General features: G+C 44.8%; 17 protein-coding genes. 15 read left to right on the plus strand and 2 right to left on the minus strand.

The features are described 5' to 3' along the window. The first annotated feature begins 26 nt into the window (after positions 1-26). The 12 genes from atpA (at position 27) to ciss_RS00750 (ending at position 10,469) form a co-directional block, all read left to right on the plus strand. Positions 27-1,532: a F0F1 ATP synthase subunit alpha gene (gene atpA / locus ciss_RS00690; protein WP_075864406.1), complete on the plus strand. Its 1,506-nt coding sequence runs from the start codon at positions 27-29 to the stop codon at positions 1,530-1,532. A 19-nt stretch (positions 1,533-1,551) separates the two neighbouring features. After that, entirely contained in the window at positions 1,552-2,400 is an 849-nt protein-coding gene (gene atpG, locus ciss_RS00695) for an ATP synthase F1 subunit gamma (protein WP_075864407.1), read from the plus strand. Positions 2,401-2,417: 17 nt separating this feature from the next. Then, complete coding sequence (gene atpD / locus ciss_RS00700; protein ID WP_075864408.1) at positions 2,418-3,839, plus strand: F0F1 ATP synthase subunit beta; 1,422 nt, start codon at positions 2,418-2,420, stop codon at positions 3,837-3,839. 2 nt (positions 3,840-3,841) lie between these two features. Further along, on the plus strand, positions 3,842-4,246 hold the full coding sequence (locus ciss_RS00705) for a F0F1 ATP synthase subunit epsilon (protein WP_075864409.1): 405 nt from the start codon (positions 3,842-3,844) through the stop codon (positions 4,244-4,246). Between the two features lie 74 nt (positions 4,247-4,320). After that, complete coding sequence (locus ciss_RS00710) at positions 4,321-4,899, plus strand: hypothetical protein (protein ID WP_075864410.1); 579 nt, start codon at positions 4,321-4,323, stop codon at positions 4,897-4,899. Between the two features lie 14 nt (positions 4,900-4,913). Next, on the plus strand, positions 4,914-6,173 hold the full coding sequence (murA, locus tag ciss_RS00715; RefSeq protein WP_075864411.1) for a UDP-N-acetylglucosamine 1-carboxyvinyltransferase: 1,260 nt from the start codon (positions 4,914-4,916) through the stop codon (positions 6,171-6,173). Between the two features lie 132 nt (positions 6,174-6,305). Then, positions 6,306-6,587 (plus strand): type II toxin-antitoxin system Phd/YefM family antitoxin, encoded by a 282-nt coding sequence (locus ciss_RS00720; protein WP_075864412.1) that lies wholly within the window; start codon positions 6,306-6,308, stop codon positions 6,585-6,587. Continuing rightward, positions 6,575-6,991, plus strand: a complete 417-nt coding sequence (locus ciss_RS00725) for a putative toxin-antitoxin system toxin component, PIN family (RefSeq protein ID WP_075864413.1) — start codon at positions 6,575-6,577, stop codon at positions 6,989-6,991. The genes ciss_RS00720 and ciss_RS00725 overlap by 13 nt, the downstream gene beginning before the upstream one ends. Before the next feature lie 51 nt (positions 6,992-7,042). Beyond that, positions 7,043-8,014, plus strand: coding sequence for a stage II sporulation protein D (gene spoIID, locus ciss_RS00730; protein ID WP_268874185.1), 972 nt, complete (start codon positions 7,043-7,045; stop codon positions 8,012-8,014). A gap of 431 nt (positions 8,015-8,445) precedes the next feature. After that, positions 8,446-8,745, plus strand: a complete 300-nt coding sequence (locus ciss_RS00740; protein ID WP_075864416.1) for a nucleotidyltransferase family protein — start codon at positions 8,446-8,448, stop codon at positions 8,743-8,745. Positions 8,746-8,852: 107 nt separating this feature from the next. Next, a complete protein-coding gene (gene spoIIID, locus ciss_RS00745; protein ID WP_075864417.1) occupies positions 8,853-9,107 on the plus strand; it encodes a sporulation transcriptional regulator SpoIIID in 255 nt (84 codons plus the stop codon). 345 nt (positions 9,108-9,452) lie between these two features. Further along, positions 9,453-10,469, plus strand: coding sequence for a rod shape-determining protein (locus ciss_RS00750; protein ID WP_075864418.1), 1,017 nt, complete (start codon positions 9,453-9,455; stop codon positions 10,467-10,469). 145 nt (positions 10,470-10,614) lie between these two features. On the opposite strand, the gene ciss_RS00755 is transcribed toward ciss_RS00750, so the two are convergent. Next, positions 10,615-10,866 carry a hypothetical protein gene (locus tag ciss_RS00755; protein ID WP_075864419.1) on the minus strand — a complete coding sequence of 84 codons (252 nt, stop codon included), beginning with the start codon at positions 10,864-10,866 and terminating at the stop codon, positions 10,615-10,617. Positions 10,867-11,029: 163 nt separating this feature from the next. Between ciss_RS00755 and ciss_RS00760 the strand changes: the two genes are divergently transcribed. From ciss_RS00760 to ciss_RS00770, 3 genes are all read left to right on the plus strand, one after another. Then, positions 11,030-11,833: an LCP family protein gene (locus ciss_RS00760; RefSeq protein ID WP_075864420.1), complete on the plus strand. Its 804-nt coding sequence runs from the start codon at positions 11,030-11,032 to the stop codon at positions 11,831-11,833. 396 nt (positions 11,834-12,229) lie between these two features. After that, complete coding sequence (locus ciss_RS00765) at positions 12,230-15,199, plus strand: carboxypeptidase regulatory-like domain-containing protein (RefSeq protein ID WP_075864421.1); 2,970 nt, start codon at positions 12,230-12,232, stop codon at positions 15,197-15,199. A gap of 537 nt (positions 15,200-15,736) precedes the next feature. Then, positions 15,737-18,448 carry an Ig-like domain-containing protein gene (locus tag ciss_RS00770; RefSeq protein ID WP_075864422.1) on the plus strand — a complete coding sequence of 904 codons (2,712 nt, stop codon included), beginning with the start codon at positions 15,737-15,739 and terminating at the stop codon, positions 18,446-18,448. Between the two features lie 185 nt (positions 18,449-18,633). Here the strand turns inward: ciss_RS00770 and ciss_RS13145 are convergent, their stop codons facing one another. Further along, a complete protein-coding gene (locus ciss_RS13145; protein WP_143298445.1) occupies positions 18,634-18,876 on the minus strand; it encodes a hypothetical protein in 243 nt (80 codons plus the stop codon). Between the last annotated feature and the right edge of the window lie 48 nt (positions 18,877-18,924).

Below are 18,924 nucleotides of genomic sequence, written 5' to 3' on the forward strand. Positions count from 1 at the left end.
TTAAAACTGCGAGGTGATAAATCCCCATGAGTTTACGCCCTGAAGAAATTGGTTCAATCATAAAACAGCAAATAGAAAACTACCAGGTGCAGGTCGAAGTCAGCTCCGTGGGGACGGTTATCCAGGTCGGTGACGGTATCGCCCGGGTTTACGGTTTGGAGGACTGCATGGCCTCCGAGCTTCTGGAGTTTCCCGGCGGGGTTCTGGGAATGGCGTTAAACCTGGAAGAAGACAATGTGGGTTGCGTTATTCTCGGACCCTATACCCATATTAAAGAAGGGGATACTGTTAAGAGAACCGGCCGGGTTGTATCCGTTCCGGTAGGAGATGCTTTGATCGGCCGGGTAGTAAACCCCCTGGGTCAGCCTTTAGATGGCAAAGGCCCGATTGTGACCGATAAGTACCGTCCGGTGGAGCGGATTGCTCCGGGTGTTATCACCCGGAAATCGGTGCATGAGCCGCTGCAGACCGGTATTAAAGCTATTGACTCGATGATTCCCATTGGCCGCGGTCAGCGGGAGTTAATCATCGGCGACCGGCAAACCGGAAAAACCGCAATAGCCATTGACACCATAATTAACCAGAAAAATACCGACGTGATTTGTATTTACGTAGCGATCGGTCAGAAAGCTTCTACCGTGGCTAAAGTGGTACAAACCTTAAAAGACCACGGAGCGATGGACTACACGATCGTTGTTTCGGCAACCGCTTCCGATCCGGCTCCCCTTCTCTACTTAGCACCCTATGCCGGCTGTGCTATGGGAGAAGAGTTTATGGAGCAGGGCAAGCACGTCCTGGTGGTCTATGACGACCTTTCCAAGCAAGCGGCAGCTTACCGGGAGCTTTCCCTGTTGCTGCGCCGTCCGCCCGGTCGGGAAGCGTATCCGGGAGATGTTTTCTACTTACACTCCCGTCTTTTGGAGCGGGCAGCAAAATTGTCCGACGAGTACGGTGGGGGTAGCTTAACGGCACTGCCGATCATCGAAACCCAGGCCGGTGACGTCTCGGCTTACATTCCCACCAACGTGATTTCCATTACCGACGGGCAGATTTACCTGGAGTCTGACCTTTTCTATGCCGGGGTGCGGCCGGCGGTTAACGTTGGTTTGTCCGTTTCCCGGGTCGGTGGGGCGGCACAGATTAAGGCCATGAAGCAGGTTGCAGGAAGCTTGCGCCTGGACCTTGCCCAGTACCGGGAGCTGGCTGCCTTTGCCCAGTTCGGCTCGGACCTTGATAAAGCTACATTAGCTCGCCTTACCCGCGGTGAGCGTTTGGTAGAGCTTTTAAAGCAGGACCAGTACAAACCGATGCCGGTAGAAGAACAGATCATGGCGATTTTTGCGGCGGTTAACGGCTATTTAGATGATCTTCCGGTAGAAAAAGTAAGGCCTTTTGAAGCTGAATTTTTAAAATTCATGCGGGCCAACTACCCGCAAATTGGGGAAGAAATTCGCACTAAAGGAGTACTAACGGAAGAACTGACAGCCCGTCTAAAGTCAGCTATCGAAGAATTCAAGAAGACCTTCGCTTAAGAGAAGGTGGTGAGAAAAAATGCCAAGCATGCGGGATTTACGCCGGCGCATCAAAAGTATCAAAAATACCCAGCAAATAACCAAAGCAATGAAAATGGTCGCAGCAGCAAAACTTCGCCGGGCCCAGGAAATGGTGGTGGCGTCGCGGCCTTATGCGAAAAGAATTAAAGATGTTTTAGCAAGAGCCGCGGCGGCCACCACCGAAACAACTCACCCGCTTTTAATAAAAAGGGAAGTCAAAGCTACCGGCTATGTGCTCATTACGGCGGACCGCGGGCTCTGCGGTGGCTTTAACGCCAACCTTATAAGAAAAGCTACCGTGGAGTTAAAAGAATTTGCCAATCCGAAGCTTATTACCGTTGGCCGTAAAGGCCGGGACTTCTTTAAAAAGCGGGGTTTTGAGATCGTCGGCGAGTTTACAAACCTTGGCGAGTCGATTTCCTTTGATGCGGCTCGGGTGATAGCTGGCTTTATCATGGAAAAGTACTTAGACGGCACCTTCGATGAAGTTTATCTGGTATTTTCGGAATTTGTAAACCCTCTGGTGCAGCGGCCGCAGACCGTAAAGCTGTTGCCGCTGGAAGCTCCTGCCGAGGAGACCAGGGGTGGTGAATATATTTTCGAACCGTCGGCCGATGCGGTGTTAAACACCCTGTTACCGAAATACGTTGAGGTTCAGGTGTACCGGGCTCTCCTGGAATCCAAGGCTTCCGAACACGGAGCCCGGATGACCGCCATGGATACCGCAACGGAAAATGCGACGGAGATGATTGCCAAGCTTACCCTGCAGCTTAACCGCGCCCGTCAGGCGGCAATTACCAAGGAAATTGCCGAGATCGTGGGCGGTGCTGCTGCCCTTGAGGCCTAAAAGAAGGAGGTTATTTGATGAACGTAGGTCGGGTAGTGCAGGTTATCGGCGTTGTGGTGGACGTAGAGTTTGAACCGGGTAAGGTTCCTCCCATTTATAACGCCTTAAAAATAAGAAGCGAAGACCAGGACACACCCACCGAAGTGCCCATTGACCTGACGCTGGAAGTTGCCCAGCACCTGGGCAACAACCGGGTCCGGGCGGTAGCGATGTCGTCTACCGATGGTCTGGTTCGGGGTATGAAGGTGGTGGATACCGGAGCACCCATTACCGTTCCGGTAGGGCGTCCTGTTTTGGGACGTCTGTTAAACGTGCTCGGAGAACCCATTGATGGCAAGGGACCGGTGGAAAGCGAACACCGCTATCCCATTCACCGTCCCGCACCTCCGCTGGAAGAACAGTCCACCCGGGCGGAAATCCTGGAAACGGGAATTAAGGTTATCGACCTTTTGGTGCCGTTCTTAAAAGGTGGTAAAATCGGGCTTTTCGGCGGTGCCGGCGTAGGCAAGACCGTTATCGTGATGGAGCTTATCAACAACATTGCCAAGCAGCACGGGGGTATTTCCGTGTTTGCCGGTGTAGGCGAGCGGACCCGGGAAGGTAACGACCTTTACCACGAAATGAAAGAAGCGGGTGTTTTGGATAAAACAATCATGGTGTTCGGGCAAATGAACGAGCCCCCCGGGGTACGTTTGCGGGTAGGTTTAACCGGGCTTACCATGGCGGAATACTTCCGGGATGAAGAGGGGCAGGACGTGCTCCTGTTTATCGACAACATCTTCCGCTTCACCCAGGCCGGTTCCGAAGTGTCCGCTCTACTGGGCCGGATGCCTTCGGCGGTGGGTTATCAGCCCACCCTGGCGACCGAGATGGGTCAGCTCCAGGAGCGGATTACCTCAACCCGGAAGGGTTCCATTACTTCGGTCCAGGCGGTTTACGTGCCGGCGGACGACTTGACCGACCCGGCGCCGGCAACAACATTCGCTCACCTGGATGCTACCGTCGTTCTCTCCCGGCAAATTGCCGAGCTCGGGATTTATCCGGCGGTGGACCCCCTTGACTCCACTTCCCGGATTTTAGACCCGCACATTGTCGGGGAGGAACATTATCAGGTAGCCCGGGGCGTACAGCGGGTACTCCAGCGCTACAAAGAACTGCAGGACATCATTGCCATTTTAGGTATGGATGAACTTTCCGACGAAGACAAGCTGATCGTGGCCCGGGCCAGGAAGTTACAGCGCTTCCTTTCCCAGCCGTTCACCGTGGCCGAAGCGTTTACCGGACGGCCCGGTAAGTACGTGCCGGTGAAAGAAACCATCCGGGGCTTCAAGGAAATCCTGGAAGGCAAGCACGACGATATTCCGGAGACCTGCTTCTACATGGCGGGCACCATCGACGAAGTGGTGGAAAGGGCCCGGGAGCTTGAAGGAAGTGCATAAACATGGCGGATAAAATCAAGCTTGAGGTAGTCACCCCCGAGAGGGTAGTGGCGAACGAATACGTGGAGTTTGTGGTTGCTCCCGGCGTGGAAGGGGAAATCGGCATCTTACCCTTTCACGCCCCGTTAATTACTTCCCTCGATATAGGAATATTACGGTATACGGTGGAGGGGAGAACGGAAAAAATTGCCCTTACCGGTGGCTTTTTAGAGGTAAAGGGCAACAAAGTAGTGGTTCTGGCCAATGCCGCCGAGCGGGGTGAGGAGATCGATGTGGAGCGGGCCCAGAGAGCATTGGAGCGGGCCCGGGAGCGCCTCACCAAGCGCACTCCCGATATTGATGTGCTCCGGGCGGAACTGGCCATGCGCCGGGCTTTAAACCGCTTAAAAGCAGCGGGAAAAATGTAAAAGAGCGCACCAAAAAAGGTGCGCTTTTTTATTATTACTTAATTTTGGCAAAACTATTAGCCGGAGGGATACCGATGAAAAAAATCCTTTCGGCTTTTTTACTAACGGTACTGGCGGTAAGTTTTATTTCTACCGGTTCTTACCCGGAGTACGTACTCTGCCAGAAAATCATGGGCAAAGCGGAAGTAAGGAATCCGGAATTAAAAATTATTTTTGGCAGTAAAATAAACAAAAGGCCCGAAGATGATTTAAAAAAGCTCGCATACCTGTTGAATGACAGCTTTACCTTTGCTGATCTCGGTACCGAGTGTTTTGCTGAAGGGAAAAAATACTGGGTATTGTATCAGCCCGGGGAAAACCGGTACGAACGTCTTATTGCCGGGCCGGACCTTTTTTTACCCGAAGAACGGGGGCTACGCTATTACCTGTTAGAGTTTACCTATACCGGCAGGAACCCGGAAAAAATAGTCGGGGGAACGGTGAAAAAAATCGAAAAAAATGGCGAAAACACCGTGGTTTTGGGCTATACGCCGGCTCTAAATACCGCTATAATGATAAATGGAGAAAAAGTAAACTATCAGCTTATTATAAACAGTAAGCCGGGGGGTGCGGCGATTAAATTAGGCATTCCCGCGTGGCTTGGTAACTATTAAGCAGGAGGAACAGGATGGAAAAGTTTGTCGTAGAAGGAAAACAGCGTCTTACGGGACGGGTAAAAATAAGCGGCGCCAAAAATGCAGCATTGCCCATTTTAGCAGGAGCCCTCTTAACCGGAGGTACCGTTCGCCTTACCGAAGTCCCGGAGCTTACCGATATCTATACGATGCTTGAGGTCTTAAAAGCATTGGGGGCGAAATATACCTTTTCCGAGGGAGAAGTGGTTTTACATACTCCGGAAATAACGTCGGCGGAAGCACCTTACGAGCAGGTGCGCAAGATGCGGGCGTCTTTTTTGGTAATGGGACCGCTCTTAGCCCGAACCGGACGGGCCCGGATAAGCCTGCCGGGAGGATGTGCCATTGGCGCTCGGCCCATTGATCTTCATTTAAAAGGTTTTGAAGCATTAGGAGCTAAAATAGAAATGGGACATGGCTACATCGAAGCTACCGCACCAAAGTTAAAGGGGAATACCGTTTATCTCGACTTTCCCTCGGTGGGAGCTACGGAAAACATTATGATGGCCGCGGTTTTAGCGGAAGGGCAAACCATCATTGAAAACGCTGCTGAAGAGCCGGAAATAGTGGATCTGGCCAACTTTTTAAACAACATGGGAGCCAAAATCAAGGGTGCGGGAACCAAAGTCATCCGGATTACCGGTGTTAAGGATTTAGATGGCGTTAACCACACCGTAATTCCCGACCGCATTGAAGCCGGAACGTTCATGATCGGGGCGGTGGCCACTCATGGAGAAGTAATTGTAGAAAACGTTATTACCGACCACTTAACCCCGCTTATCGCCAAGCTTATTGAAGCCGGAGCTGAAGTTATTGAAGATGAAGACCAAAACGCCCTGCTGGTAAGAAGTAAGGGGAAATTAAAACCTCTTGATATAAAAACCCTGCCTTATCCCGGCTTTCCTACCGATTTACAGGCTCAGATGATGGCATTGCTGGCTACCGTGCCGGGAATTTCCGTGGTAACCGAAACGGTCTTTGAAAACCGTTTCATGCACGTTACCGAATTAAACCGCATGGGAGCCAAAATTCGCATCGAAGGCCGGTCCGCCTTCATTGAAGGGGTAGAAAGCCTGACCGGTGCCCGGGTCAAAGCTACCGACTTACGCGCCGGAGCCGCTCTGGTTATAGCCGGCCTTGTAGCCGATGGAGTCACCGAAGTAGGCCATATCTTCCATATTGACCGGGGTTATGAGCGGTTTGAAGAAAAACTCCGGGGGTTGGGAGCGAAAATTTACAGGGTTGGGGATTAAAACGTCGGTATAAATTACCGGCGTTTTTATTTTTCAGCAAAAATTGTTAATTGGCTTGCTTAAATTTAAAAAAACACTTAAAATAAAAGTTAAGATTAATGTTAAAATAAATCTTCAGTTGGGGTGTTTTGGATGGAAAAAATTATTGGAGTTGATCAATTAAGACCGCGTTTAGGGGAATATTTAGAAGAAATTGAAAAGGGTGATGTAATAGTTATCACCTATCGTTCTGCGCCAAAAGGGGTCATAATGAGTTACAAGCAATATGAACAATTAAAGAAAGTACAGGAAAAAGTAAAAATGATGGAACTAAAAACTATGTTAGAGGAAGTACGGGAAAAGGCGGCAAATTATGAAATCTCGGAAGAAGAAGTATTAAAAGAAATAGAGGATGTAAGGAAATGCGGGCGGTAGTGGATACCAATGTATTTATATCTGGACTTTTAAAGAGAAACACTTATCCTGCAAAAGTTCTTGATGCCTGGGTGTTTAACCGTTTTTATCCACTGGTTAGCAAAGAAATTGTAGGTGAATACTCCAGGGTATTGGTTCGGGATAAATTTAAAATATTGGGGAGTGTTGATAAAAGGCTGAAAATCATCCAAAAATTTGTAGAGCTTCCTTGGGTTTATTTTGTCTATCCTTTGGAAAAAATTGAAATAATCGATAATGACCCGGCAGACAACAGAGTATTGGAATGCGCTGAAGCCGGAGAAGCTGACTTTATCGTTACCGGGGATCAGCATTTACTGGAATTAAAAGCATATAAAAATATTAAAATTGTTACACCTGAAGAGTTTATAGAAATCGCACTGTGATTAAGATGTATAAACTCACCCGCTGGCGTATAAACTATTAATAACCAAAATATGCCAAATCGGGTGAGTATTATGAAAAAAATTGCAATTGCCATATTAATTTTGCTGGTAGCGTGGACAGCTTATACGGTTAGGCAGGAGAAGGAAGAGGAGAAGCCGGTCAGGATCAAGCCGGAAAAAGGGATAACCTTAAAGTTGTACAACCACCAAACCGGGAAAATCGAGACGGTGGAACTGGAAGAATATCTGGTAGGGGTTGTTGCCGGCGAAATGCCGCCGAATTATCCCCTGGAAGCCTTAAAAGCCCAGGCCATAGCGGCGCGAACTTATACCTTGAAGCGGATTTTATCCCCGCAAAACACCAGGGGATATCATCCCGGGGCGGACCTGTGTACCGATCCGACCCACAGCCAGGCTTATCTTTCCGGGGAAGAGCTGAGAAAGCGCTGGGGGGTAAAATACTACTATTATTTATCCCGCATTAAGTGGGCGGTCAACTCCACGAAGGGTAAAGTGCTGGTATATAACGGTGAGCTAATTGATCCGGTTTACCACGCTTCCTGCGGCGGTAAAAAGACGGAAGCGGCCAAAGATGTCTGGGGTTACGATGTTCCTTATTTAAAATCGGTAACGTGTCAGGAAAACGACTATCCGGTAGAAACGAAAACGTTTAAAATTTCTTATATCGATAAAGTTTTGGGAACGGACCTCCAGGCCCTGGCCGTATCTACAGGTACAAAGCCGGTTAAAATCAGCGAACGAACCGGCACCGGCCGGGTAAAGAAGATTAAACTTGGCAGCCGTATTTTCTTAGCCGAAGAAATTCGCTACCGCCTGGGGCTAAAATCAACGATAATGACCGTAAGCACCCGGGGTGATAAAATCATCTTCACCACCCGGGGCTACGGCCACGGGGTTGGCCTCTGCCAGCGGGGAGCGGCGGCTCTGGCGGATAAGGGCCAAAACTATCGGGAAATCTTAAGCCACTACTACCCCGGGACTAAAATTATTTTATATAAATAGGTACGGCGGGCTTCAGCCTGCTTTTTTTGTATTTCCGGCAGGGCAACTCCTGTTACTTTTATGATGAAATAAAGGGCGCGCACTCCTGTGCGCCGATTTTAAGTTAAGAGGCCCTGGTGCCAATAAAAGCTGCGAAAAAATAAATCTTACAGCTTTACATAAATCCGGCTTAAAAATATACTAAAAGTAAGAAAAAAAATACAGTAGGGTGATTTTATGAAACTAAATTTGCTTTCAAAATTTCATATCACCTTGTCTAAAAAAAGTAAAAACTTTATTTCGAAATCTCAACTATACTTTTGGAGCAAAACCTGGCAAGAAGAGGAACGAAAAGTTTCCCAAGACATTATAAATGGGAAGATAATAAAGGCGGAAAGCCTTGAAGAGTTATTTAATAAGTTGGGTTTATAATTATAAGCAGGTGATTAGTTATGGAAGATAAAAATTTTATTATAAATAAGCTTTTTGAAAATAAAAAATTACTAAAAACCTATCATGTATCCAAAATTGGACTTTTTGGCTCTTTTGTCCGGGATGAAGCAGGTCAAGCCAGTGATGTTGATTTATTGATTGATTTCGCTGAGCCAGTTACTATCTTTCAATTTGTTGAATTAAAAAACGCCCTCGAAGAAATTTTTAAAAGGAAAGTCGACCTTGGAACTTTTGCTGCGGTAAAACCGGTCATTAGGGATAAAATCTTCAGAGAGGCAATTATAATTGAGAGATTATAAATTATACAGACCACCAACCACCTAACACTTACAACTGTTTTTACTTCTAAATCCTCCCCTCCCCGCATAGTATTTACTAACCAATGCCATGCGCGGGAGGTTTTTTAATGCAGGAATACATTTTAAAGCGGGTCCTTGAGCTTACTTATTATGTCTTAGAAACCAGGGCAACCGTTAGAAAAACCGCCGAAGTTTTTGGCATCAGTAAAAGTACCGTTCACAAAGACTTAACCGAACGCCTCCCTGCATTAGATAAAAGATTGGCCGGGGAAATAAAAAAAATTCTCGAGCAGAACAAAGCGGAGCGGCACATCCGGGGAGGTGAGGCTACCCGCAAAAAATATAAAAATATGGCCAAATAACTCTAAATTTGCAGGATTTTTTCCCCTGGAGGTAGAATAAAATAATATTTGACAAAATCCTATTTTTTAGCTCATTATTAGACAAGCAGATTGAACTGTGGTAAGTGGTATGTGGTTGGCGTTCGGTATTAAATCTTTTACCTACCACTTACGACTGACGACCTACCACCATTAAGGCATCCCCTGCTGCCCAAAAAACATACGCTGAAGGGAGTCAGCCCTACGATTTGAAAAAATGTAGGAGCATCTCCCGATGCTGCATAATCGCCGGCAGGAGCCGGACCCTACTGTTTTATTATTATGTAGGGGCAAATGGATTATTCTACCGAAAGGGGTTTTATATAAATGTTTAACTGGAGCACTGACATCGGGGTAGACCTCGGTACTGCCAATGTGCTTGTGTATGTAAAAGGTAAAGGAATTGTTTTACGGGAACCTTCCGTTGTAGCGGTAAACCGGGATACGGGACAGATCATCGCTGTCGGCGAAGAAGCCAAAAAAATGCTTGGCCGTACCCCGGGCAATATTGTCGCTATCCGCCCCCTTAAAGAAGGGGTGATTGCCGATTACGATACCACCGAAAAAATGCTCCGTTACTTTATTACCAAAGCTTTGGGCGGTCGGCCCCTCTTCTTTAAACCCCGGATCATGGTCAGTATCCCTGCCGGTGTTACCGATGTGGAAAAGCGGGCGGTAAAGCAGGCAGCCAAGCAGGCCGGCGCCCGGGAAGCGGAAGTCATCGAGGAAACCATCGCTGCAGCCCTGGGAGCGGGGCTTGACATTTCCGAGCCGTACGGTTCTATGGTTGTGGACATAGGCGGCGGGACTACCGACGTGGCCGTGTTATCACTTGGAGGTATTGTGGTAAGCAAATCCTTAAGGGTGGGCGGCGATAAGTTTGACGATGCCATCGTCAAGTACATCAGAAAAGAGTTTAACCTCTTAATCGGGGAAAAAACAGCGGAAGAAGTGAAAATCGAAATCGGTACTGCCTTTCCCGAAGGAACGGAAATTAAAAAAATGGAAATTCGCGGACGCGACCTCTTAACCGGCCTTCCTAAAAATGTGGAAGTAACCAGCCTTAATATCCACGAGGCAATAACCGAGCCCTTAGTTGCTGTGGTCAATGCCGTTAAAGAAGTCCTTGAGCGCACCCCCCCGGAACTTGCTGCTGACATTGTCAATCGCGGTATAGTCATGACCGGCGGTGGCTCGTTACTTAACGGTCTTGACCGGCTAATTGCCAAAGAAACTGGCCTGCCTACCTTTGTAGCTCCAGATGCCTTATCCTGTGTGGCCCTCGGTACCGGTAAAGCCCTGGCCATGTGGGACATGCTCAGCAAAAGAAATAATCAGCACTGAGATGAAAAATAAAAAATCTGCCACCATTGGCAGATTTTTTTGTAGAATTATTTTAGTTCAAGAAGAGTTATAGCTTTAACACTTGAAAAATCTTTCTTATTATTTGTTATAACCCAATAATTATTAATTTGAGCTGAGGCGGCAACTATCCATCACTCCTTAACTCCTTAATATATTCAGAAGCAGGCTTATTAAACCAGTCTGGTGCGTCTTCTGGTTTTATTTCGTTTTTAATTTCATCTAATAATTTTCTCGCTTCTAATCCCGTTATTTGATTACTGAGTAAATCTACAATTATCTTATTCTTGCTGGTTTGATTCTTTTTTGCAAGTTCAGCTAACTTTTTATCAAGGTCAAAAGGAAGCTTTAGTTGCAATATTTTTACGCTTTTTTTCATGGTAATCACCTCTTGATTTAATAATACCATAAATATGGCATTTCAAACATCCAACATCTAATTTCCAATTTCAAAAAGGCCACCTACCACTTACCACCGTCAACGTATATTTCCCCCCTTCCGGCCCAAACTATTACTTAGAGGCCAAAAGGGGGTTTTTATTTTGCAAAGGTTTTTCTTTTTCATAGCGGTACTGTTCATTACCATATTTATTACTACTCCTGTAAAAACCGGTGAACTTAAAAAAACTATTATAAAAAACAGCTATGAAGAAGAAACCACCGGCATTACCCTTGCCATCCCTCTTCACGTTAAGGAAGGGATTAAAAACTACATTGCTCCCAGTGCCGAACCTACCCCTCCGGCCCCTTTTTGCCCAAACCAGAACATCCTTCTCCTCTGGACCGAAAAAGGCGGCTTAAAAGCTATCACCGTCATCACCTACAATCCCAGAACCAGAATCCCGGCCCTTCTTACCGTACCTACCTGCACCTTGTTGCCCGGAGAAACCCTTACCACCGGGGAAATCTATACCCAAAAGGGTTTGTCCACCTTTACCAAAACCCTGGAGAAAGCCTTTAATACTAAAATCCCGCATTATATCATCATCGACCAGACGGTAGTCGAACAATTTTCCCGCCGCCTGGGCAGCGTAAACCTGCAGGGCGAAACGGTACCGGTCATTGCCATCTTTGAAGATACCCTTGCCGGCAAACGAATCAACGATACCGACCTGGTAAAGGCCCTGGTCCAAAAATTATTGTTGCCCGGAGAAATGTGGAAAGTTCCGGGACATCTTACCTTTCTCGTTCACAATATAAAAACCAACCTTACTTTACCTGCTTTCCTGGATATCTTTTCTAAGCTTCCCGCAATGAAGTTAAATTACCTGACCAAAGTATCTCTTCCATCCCCGCAGGTAACCGGACGGATTCTCTCCCGGATTACCCAGGAAAGTCTCCCCTGAAAACAACTGCAAAATTTAACTTTTTCCCCTGAGACCCTCCGAAAATTTTCTAAGCTTACGAATATTATGTTGGAAGAGAAAACCAGCGGCAGTAAATGTCTAAATATGTCGAAATATTAAAAATGGTGTCGATTACCATTTCCCCGAAAAAATTTGTAAAACAAATAAAGAGGGAAAAGAAGAAATCTAAAGTAAAATCCTGATAAGTAATAACGAAAAACAAGCCATAGGGCCTAAAAACAATTGACAGTCTACTGGAGGATGCTTTAAAATTTAAATGTGATAAAAATAGTCTAAAAAATCTATAATAGCCTTAATGTCCAAAATATCTAAAATCTTACATAGGGTTCCGTATTTTTTTAAATAAATATATAAAATTTTTAAGGAGGGAAAGAAATGATAAGACTCAAGGGGAAAAAGGCCATTGCGATTATCACGATGGCAGCTTTCTTACTCACCATGCTCCCCGCTTTTGTCCTGGCCAGTACGCCGGCTAAGTACGTCTTAACCCTTAGCCCGACTACGGTAAGGCCGGGCACTACTGCTACCCTGGTCTCCGGTAGCGTAGTGGACATTTACGGCAACAAAGGAGTAGTGAACATCGTTTATACTACTCCAGCAGGTACTTCGGACACTTTAACTGCTACATTAGCCGATGGTACCTTTGCTAAGAACTATGTGTTTGGTCAGGAAGGGGACTACGCCTTCCAGGCTACCGATGGTATCGATGTTTCCAATGTAGTTTACGTTCTTTCGCGTTACGAGTACACCCCCGATGCTCGGGGCAGCTACAAAGTGGGAGACACCAGCGTAATTCTTGGGGGGACCATCAAAGGCCTACCGGCAGGCCGGCAAATGGTTTTAAAGCATGAATCGGTTGCTGGTGTTTACTATACCAGTGCCGTTACCGACACCGGCCGTTTTGCCATCAGCGTTCCCGTATTCACCTATGCCGGCACCTATGCCCTGGGAACCGCTAATACCGATGGCAACAGCTTCGTTAAATACGAAGAGATTACCGTAGCTCCACAAGCCCTGACGGTAACCGCTGACAAAACCGCTCTTACCGGTGGCAGCTTTGACAACAACGTTACCTTTACCGCCAAGCCTGCGGTTACCGTGGCTAACGGAACCTATTACTTTGAATTTAGCGGTGTAAAAATTGACCAGAGCAGTGTATCCGGAACTATATACGGTTCTGTGATTGATAGCACCTACTACACCAAAGTAGCCGTTGCTGATTCCGATGGTGTCTTGAATCTTGCCAATTTAAAAGTACTGGACACCAGCGGAACCTTAACGGTCAAAGCTTACTATCAAAAAGATGCGGTAGATTTTGCCAATGGTCTTTATGCGGACAACGCTGAGCTTCTGGGGACTTTAAACATTCCGGTAAACCCGGCTGCCAAAGTAAATGTCTTTACCAATGTGACTTCACTGGCTGCGGATACAACCACAACCCTTGCGGTTTATGTAAAGGATGTCAACAATAAAGTATATGGCGATACCAATTCTACTTTGAAAGACGTTAAGGTTACCGTAACCGGTCCTGACGTCAACGCCAGCGATAGCAATAAAGCCGAATATACCTTTAACATCAACCCCTCCCAGGCGGGAGATGTTACCGTAACCGTTGTGGCGACCTTAACCGACAACACTCAGGAAACAAAGACTCTGACCATTCCGGTCGATGGCTTAAAAGCAACCCTTGATGCCGCAACGGTAGCCAACCTGGTCTATGGTGCTACTGTTACTCCCAAAGTAACCGTTACCGATAAAAACGGTACTCCGATCAACAACGCAACTGTTACTATTTCCGGTCCGTATTCCGGAACTGTTGATGGCAAAATTACTAACATCGTCAATGGCCAGTATAACTTTACTTCCGGCGCCTTAACCGATGTAACAAACTTTGTGGTAAATGTGGTTGACCCCAGCGGCAAGAAAGCCCGGCTTACCTATCCGGTTCTGGGAAGCAACGTCTATACCGTAACGCCGGAAAAAGCAACCTTAATAGCCGGTTATGATACCGAAGTGTCCTTTACCGTTAAAGAAGGTGCCTACGGAGTAACCGATAATGTAAATGTCGCTTACACCGATCTAAACGGCATCAACCAGACTGTAAACGGTGTCACCTATATCAACGGTAAATACACCATAAGTCTGGGAAGCTTAACCAAAGCGGGTACCATAAACTTTAAGGTAATTTCTACCGACGGCAAAAAGTATGGTACCTTTGCGGTAACAGTCAAACTTCCGGTAATTAAAGTTTTTGCACCTGCGGACGGCATCCTCACCGACAGCCAGAAAGAAGCGGTAAGCTATGCCGTATACAGCCCGGTAGACAACAAAGAACTCACTGCAAACACTACGGTAACCTTTAGTGTATATGACAATTCCGCAACCTTTGGAGTCTATGACTTAAATGACAATACTTTAAAGACTGTGAATGGTAATACTTATTTGATCTCTGGTGCATCCGCTACAGTTAAAGTTATAGCAACCAAAGCTTCTACTTACAAATTTGACGGCAAACTTGAACTCTTAGTAAACGGCATTAAGGTTTCCGAACTTACCGTAAAACCTGCTGTCCTTACCGTGAATAAAACCGAAGTAGCGGTAGGAAGCGACAATGCCGTTGAAGCTACTTTAAAAGATGCTCACGGCAACCCGATTAAAGACGCTACCGTAACCTTAAACGGCACCGGAGTTGCTCTCACCGGTACCACCGATGCCGATGGCAAAGTAATCTTTACCGTAATGCCCTTTGCTACCGGTAAGATTGTAGTTGATGCACCGGCTTATGCCAATATCACCAAACCGGAAATCACCGCTAAATTTGTTGTAGACGATAAGAAGCCGGTAATCACCATCGAAGCTCCGGTTACCACCGATAAGGAAACCGTTGATGTAAACATCAAAGTTACCGACGAAGGTAAGGTCGCCGGACTGCTGGTTAACGGCCAGCGGATCGAACTGGTAGCACCTATGGTTGAAGTAAATAAAGTAGTAACCGTAACCCTGAAAGAAGGAAAGAATACTATTACCGTTGAAGCTGCCGACGTTGCCGGAAATATTGCCACAGCTACTTCCGACGTAACTTACAACAAACCGGTAGTGACAACTGGAGATAAATACAGCAAGTACGTGGGACAGATGGTCAAGCTCACCTACTCCAAGACCAACCTCCGGGTAGCACCTAACGGCAAGCTTCTGGTAACCTTACAAAAAGGTTACAAGATGCGCTACCTTGGCCGGGAAGGGGTCTGGAATAAAGTAAGAGTTTCCATCTGGACCAAGGGTGGCTACAAGACCTACACCGGCTACATTTACGACCCTTACTTCTGGGCATTAACCAATGCCTAAAACCACAAAGCCCCGGGTAACCCCCGGGGCTTTTTACTGCTTTAGTCCTCAGGTTCACACCTGGGGATTTTTTATTTTAGATAAATAAGATAAAAATAATTTTATTGATAAAATAGATAAAGGAAATCCTATACAAAAATACAAGAAAATGGTTGACATCTAAGGATTGAAGCCATAAAATTAATAAGTAGATGAACTGTCTCCAAAATCTCCACGCAATTGGCAAAAAAGAAAAATATTCTACACAAAGAAAAAAATAAAAAATTTGTTATAAAATAGAAGGAAAATTAGAAAACATGGCGAATAGGTAATAAATACAATTTCCAGGCATATACTGGTAACGATTTATTTAAATTGTCTAAAAGGTTTCGAACCCTGAAAAATCTTTCAAGGGTTCCTAACAGTGTAAACAATAGAAAGTTTACATATGAGAGGGGGGAAAGACCGGGAAAGGGAAGAACAATTAAATATACCTTTCTGGTTTCAAAAATGGGCCTAAGCCCAAAATAAATTTTTTAAGGAGGGAAAATTTAGAAGATGGCAAAATTAAAACACAAAAAGCCCATCGCAATTCTGACCATCGTAGCATTTCTTCTCAGCATGTTGCCGGCTATGGCGTTTGCTGGGAGTAAACTTGCAACAGGCATTGCACTATACAACCTTGACAATCAGCCGATAACATCCGTCAAAAAAGGTGAGGGAGCAATAATTAAAGGAAGATTGGTTGATGATACTACTGGGGATCCTCTAACAGGCAAAACAATTATTTTCGGTGTTTATAATGAACAAGATGGTACAATAGCAAGTGTTACCTATGAAACATATGCACCAGTCCAAACTGATGATGCTGGGAACTTTTCATTAACTGTACCTAAATTTATTTATTCGGCAAAATATTTCGTGTATGATGATACGAACAAGCAAGCTTTAGGGTATGTTTTAGTTAATCCAGTTACTTTTACACCAACTCTTTCAACTACTACCGTTTTAAAAGGGGCATATCAGTCTTTTGACATCTCAATTCCAGCAAATACTGTAACTGAAACAGCTTATAATGCTAAAGTTGTTATTTCCGGTGTTGCGGCAGTATATGGTAACGCAGCTGGTAGTACGGTTGATGAGGTAACTTATGAAAGTTATGATCCCACTAAGAAGGAACTTACATTAAGTGTAGATAGTAGTGCTTTAAATGACGGTAAAATAAACATTAATTTTGATGATGGAAAAATTAAATTTACTGAAACTGGCACTGCTACAGTAACTGTAAAAATTGCAGTTGGTGCTCAAAACATGGATTTTACTTATCCTGAATATGTTGGTTCTGCTAACTTGACAGTTGCAGGAAATGATGATTTAAATATTGCCCTAAGTACAAATAAAACCTCAGTAAGTAATCCACGCAATTATGATCTTGCAGGTATTACTCAAGGTGGCACTTTAACTTTAACTGTCAAAGCCAAAAAAGGTGCAACTGAATATGTAAAAACAGCGACAATGTCTGTTGATGGTTATGTGGTAACTCCGTCGGTAACTTCTGCTACCTATGATACTGAATTCCCAATTAAGTTCATTGTCAAAGACTTAAACGGTAATTTTATAAACAATGCACAAGTTGTTGTAAATAGCTCAAGTACAGCAGCGTTTGTTTATAAAGCGAGCGATGGTAAATATTATCCGGCAACTAGTGTGATTGTAAGTGCTCAAAATACAAATATAAATAATGGCGAGTATAATGCCACATTAAAGGGCGTATTAGTAGACAAGTTTGGATTTGAGATCAAAAAATTAGATGGTACCGTAATGGCTAAAGTACCATTTGAAGTATTAGGTTTAAATACTCTTTCAGTATCAGCCGACAAAGCATCCGTTGTTGTTGGGAATTCTGATAATGTTGTTATAACTATACAAGAAAATGGCTCTGCAGTAAGTAATAAGCAATTTAATATAACATCCAAATTTAGCGATACATCAGCAACTGTTCAAAATATTAATTCAAGCTATACAACTGATGCCTATGGCAAATTTACGATTCAAGGTCTAAATATAAATAAAGTTGGTACCTTAACTCTAACAGTTTCCACAACAGATAATAAAAAATTAGGTACACTTACGATTAATGCTGTAGCGCCAAAAGTTTATGTTGATGTTCCGGCAGATAATGTCCTTACCGATGGATTCAAAGAAACTGTTGCAGTTCGGGTTTATGATCCAAGAAATGATAAAGAATTAACTGCTAATATTCAACTTGTTGCAGTTCAGGATAGCAACAATGCTAATACTGTAAACCTTTTGACATATTCGGATAAGGATTATTCAAATTTGATTGCATCTAATTCTGTAACTGCTGCAACTTATATGTTCTATGTAATTGCAAGTGATGTGGCAACTGTAAATGCTGCTCCTCAAGTTCAGATTAAAGTTAATGGTGTTGTTGCGTCTACCTTAGACGTTAAACCACATACTATAACCCTTGATAAAACCTCTATCGAATTAAATAAACCGAGCTTTATAACTGTAACTGTTAAAGACGCACATGGTAAAGCTGTTGCAAACAAAACTATAACCTTTGATGGACAATCATATACTCTTGGAGATGACGGAAGTGTAGTTGTCTACTATACAGCAGAAAAGTCAACCGCCGATAGAATAGTGAAATTAGCTGGCTATGACAACGTTGTTGCTAAAGTAAAGGTATTGCCGCCAGGAACTGCTAATGATACAACTGCACCAACAATTGAGGTATTGAACAGCAGTCTTACTGTAAATACTTCCTACATCTTACTTAACATCAAAGCAACTGATGATAATAAAGTTACAAACCTGATTGTAGGTGAAAAAGCAGTTTCAATTTTGGCAAATAAAGAAGTAAATACTGTTGTAAAAATCGACCTTGTTGAAGGTGACAATCCAGTTGTAATTCAAGCGTCTGATGCTGCTGGTAACGTAGCAACCAAGACCATTACCGTAAAATATGAAAAGCCTGCAACACCGCCTGCTAACAACACCGGCGACAAGTACAGCAAGTACGTAGGACAGATGGTGCAACTCACCTACACCAAGACCAACCTCCGGGTAGCACCTAACGGCAAGCTCTTAGTAACCTTACAAAAAGGTTACAAGATGCGCTATCTTGGCCGGGAAGGCGTCTGGAACAAGGTACGGGTATCCATCTGGACCAAGAGTGGCTATAAGACCTACACCGGTTACATCTACGACCCCAACTTCTGGGCCTTAACTTCCATCCAGTAACACCAAAACCCCGGGTTAATTCCCGGGGTTTTTTACAAAGTAAATTTGAATTATGGTCTTGAAACAAGGAAATTTTAAAAAGGAGCGGTTAAAAACCCGCTCCTTTTTAAGTATCAAATGCAAAGGGTTTTAGATGCCTCATTTTCTGTCAGCGAAATCCCGTTGCCGTACCGAAAACCCGTTAATCACTGAATTTTTGCCGTTAGATGGTAGCATCGTAAGTAAGAATTCAGTAACCTAACCGTAAAAGTCACCGATAACGATAAAACTGACAGTGTGACAACCGCTGGTAAAGTTATTGCGGTCGGAACAAAAAATGCTGAGGTGAGCATTATCGTAACACTATCGGAAGGCTCCAATCCGATTAAGGTACAGGTAAAAGATAACTCCGGCAACATCACCGAAAAAGTCATGACCATAACCTTCAAAAAATATCCTCCCTTCCCGACAACGACACCACCGGCGACAGGTACGGC

The sequence above is a fragment of the Carboxydothermus islandicus genome (genome assembly GCF_001950325.1).
Classification (GTDB): domain Bacteria; phylum Bacillota; class Z-2901; order Carboxydothermales; family Carboxydothermaceae; genus Carboxydothermus; species Carboxydothermus islandicus.

What these genes read in the sequence shown, in the direction of transcription:
- atpA (WP_075864406.1), top strand. Translation starts at nt 27, where the DNA reads ATGAGTTTACGCCCTGAAGAAATTGGTTCAATCATAAAACAGCAAATA.
- atpG (WP_075864407.1), top strand. Translation starts at nt 1,552, where the DNA reads ATGCCAAGCATGCGGGATTTACGCCGGCGCATCAAAAGTATCAAAAAT.
- atpD (WP_075864408.1), top strand. Translation starts at nt 2,418, where the DNA reads ATGAACGTAGGTCGGGTAGTGCAGGTTATCGGCGTTGTGGTGGACGTA.
- ciss_RS00705 (WP_075864409.1), top strand. Translation starts at nt 3,842, where the DNA reads ATGGCGGATAAAATCAAGCTTGAGGTAGTCACCCCCGAGAGGGTAGTG.
- ciss_RS00710 (WP_075864410.1), top strand. Translation starts at nt 4,321, where the DNA reads ATGAAAAAAATCCTTTCGGCTTTTTTACTAACGGTACTGGCGGTAAGT.
- murA (WP_075864411.1), top strand. Translation starts at nt 4,914, where the DNA reads ATGGAAAAGTTTGTCGTAGAAGGAAAACAGCGTCTTACGGGACGGGTA.
- ciss_RS00720 (WP_075864412.1), top strand. Translation starts at nt 6,306, where the DNA reads ATGGAAAAAATTATTGGAGTTGATCAATTAAGACCGCGTTTAGGGGAA.
- ciss_RS00725 (WP_075864413.1), top strand. Translation starts at nt 6,575, where the DNA reads ATGCGGGCGGTAGTGGATACCAATGTATTTATATCTGGACTTTTAAAG.
- spoIID (WP_268874185.1), top strand. Translation starts at nt 7,043, where the DNA reads ATGCCAAATCGGGTGAGTATTATGAAAAAAATTGCAATTGCCATATTA.
- ciss_RS00740 (WP_075864416.1), top strand. Translation starts at nt 8,446, where the DNA reads ATGGAAGATAAAAATTTTATTATAAATAAGCTTTTTGAAAATAAAAAA.
- spoIIID (WP_075864417.1), top strand. Translation starts at nt 8,853, where the DNA reads ATGCAGGAATACATTTTAAAGCGGGTCCTTGAGCTTACTTATTATGTC.
- ciss_RS00750 (WP_075864418.1), top strand. Translation starts at nt 9,453, where the DNA reads ATGTTTAACTGGAGCACTGACATCGGGGTAGACCTCGGTACTGCCAAT.
- ciss_RS00755 (WP_075864419.1), bottom strand. Translation starts at nt 10,866, where the DNA reads ATGAAAAAAAGCGTAAAAATATTGCAACTAAAGCTTCCTTTTGACCTT.
- ciss_RS00765 (WP_075864421.1), top strand. Translation starts at nt 12,230, where the DNA reads ATGATAAGACTCAAGGGGAAAAAGGCCATTGCGATTATCACGATGGCA.
- ciss_RS00770 (WP_075864422.1), top strand. Translation starts at nt 15,737, where the DNA reads ATGGCAAAATTAAAACACAAAAAGCCCATCGCAATTCTGACCATCGTA.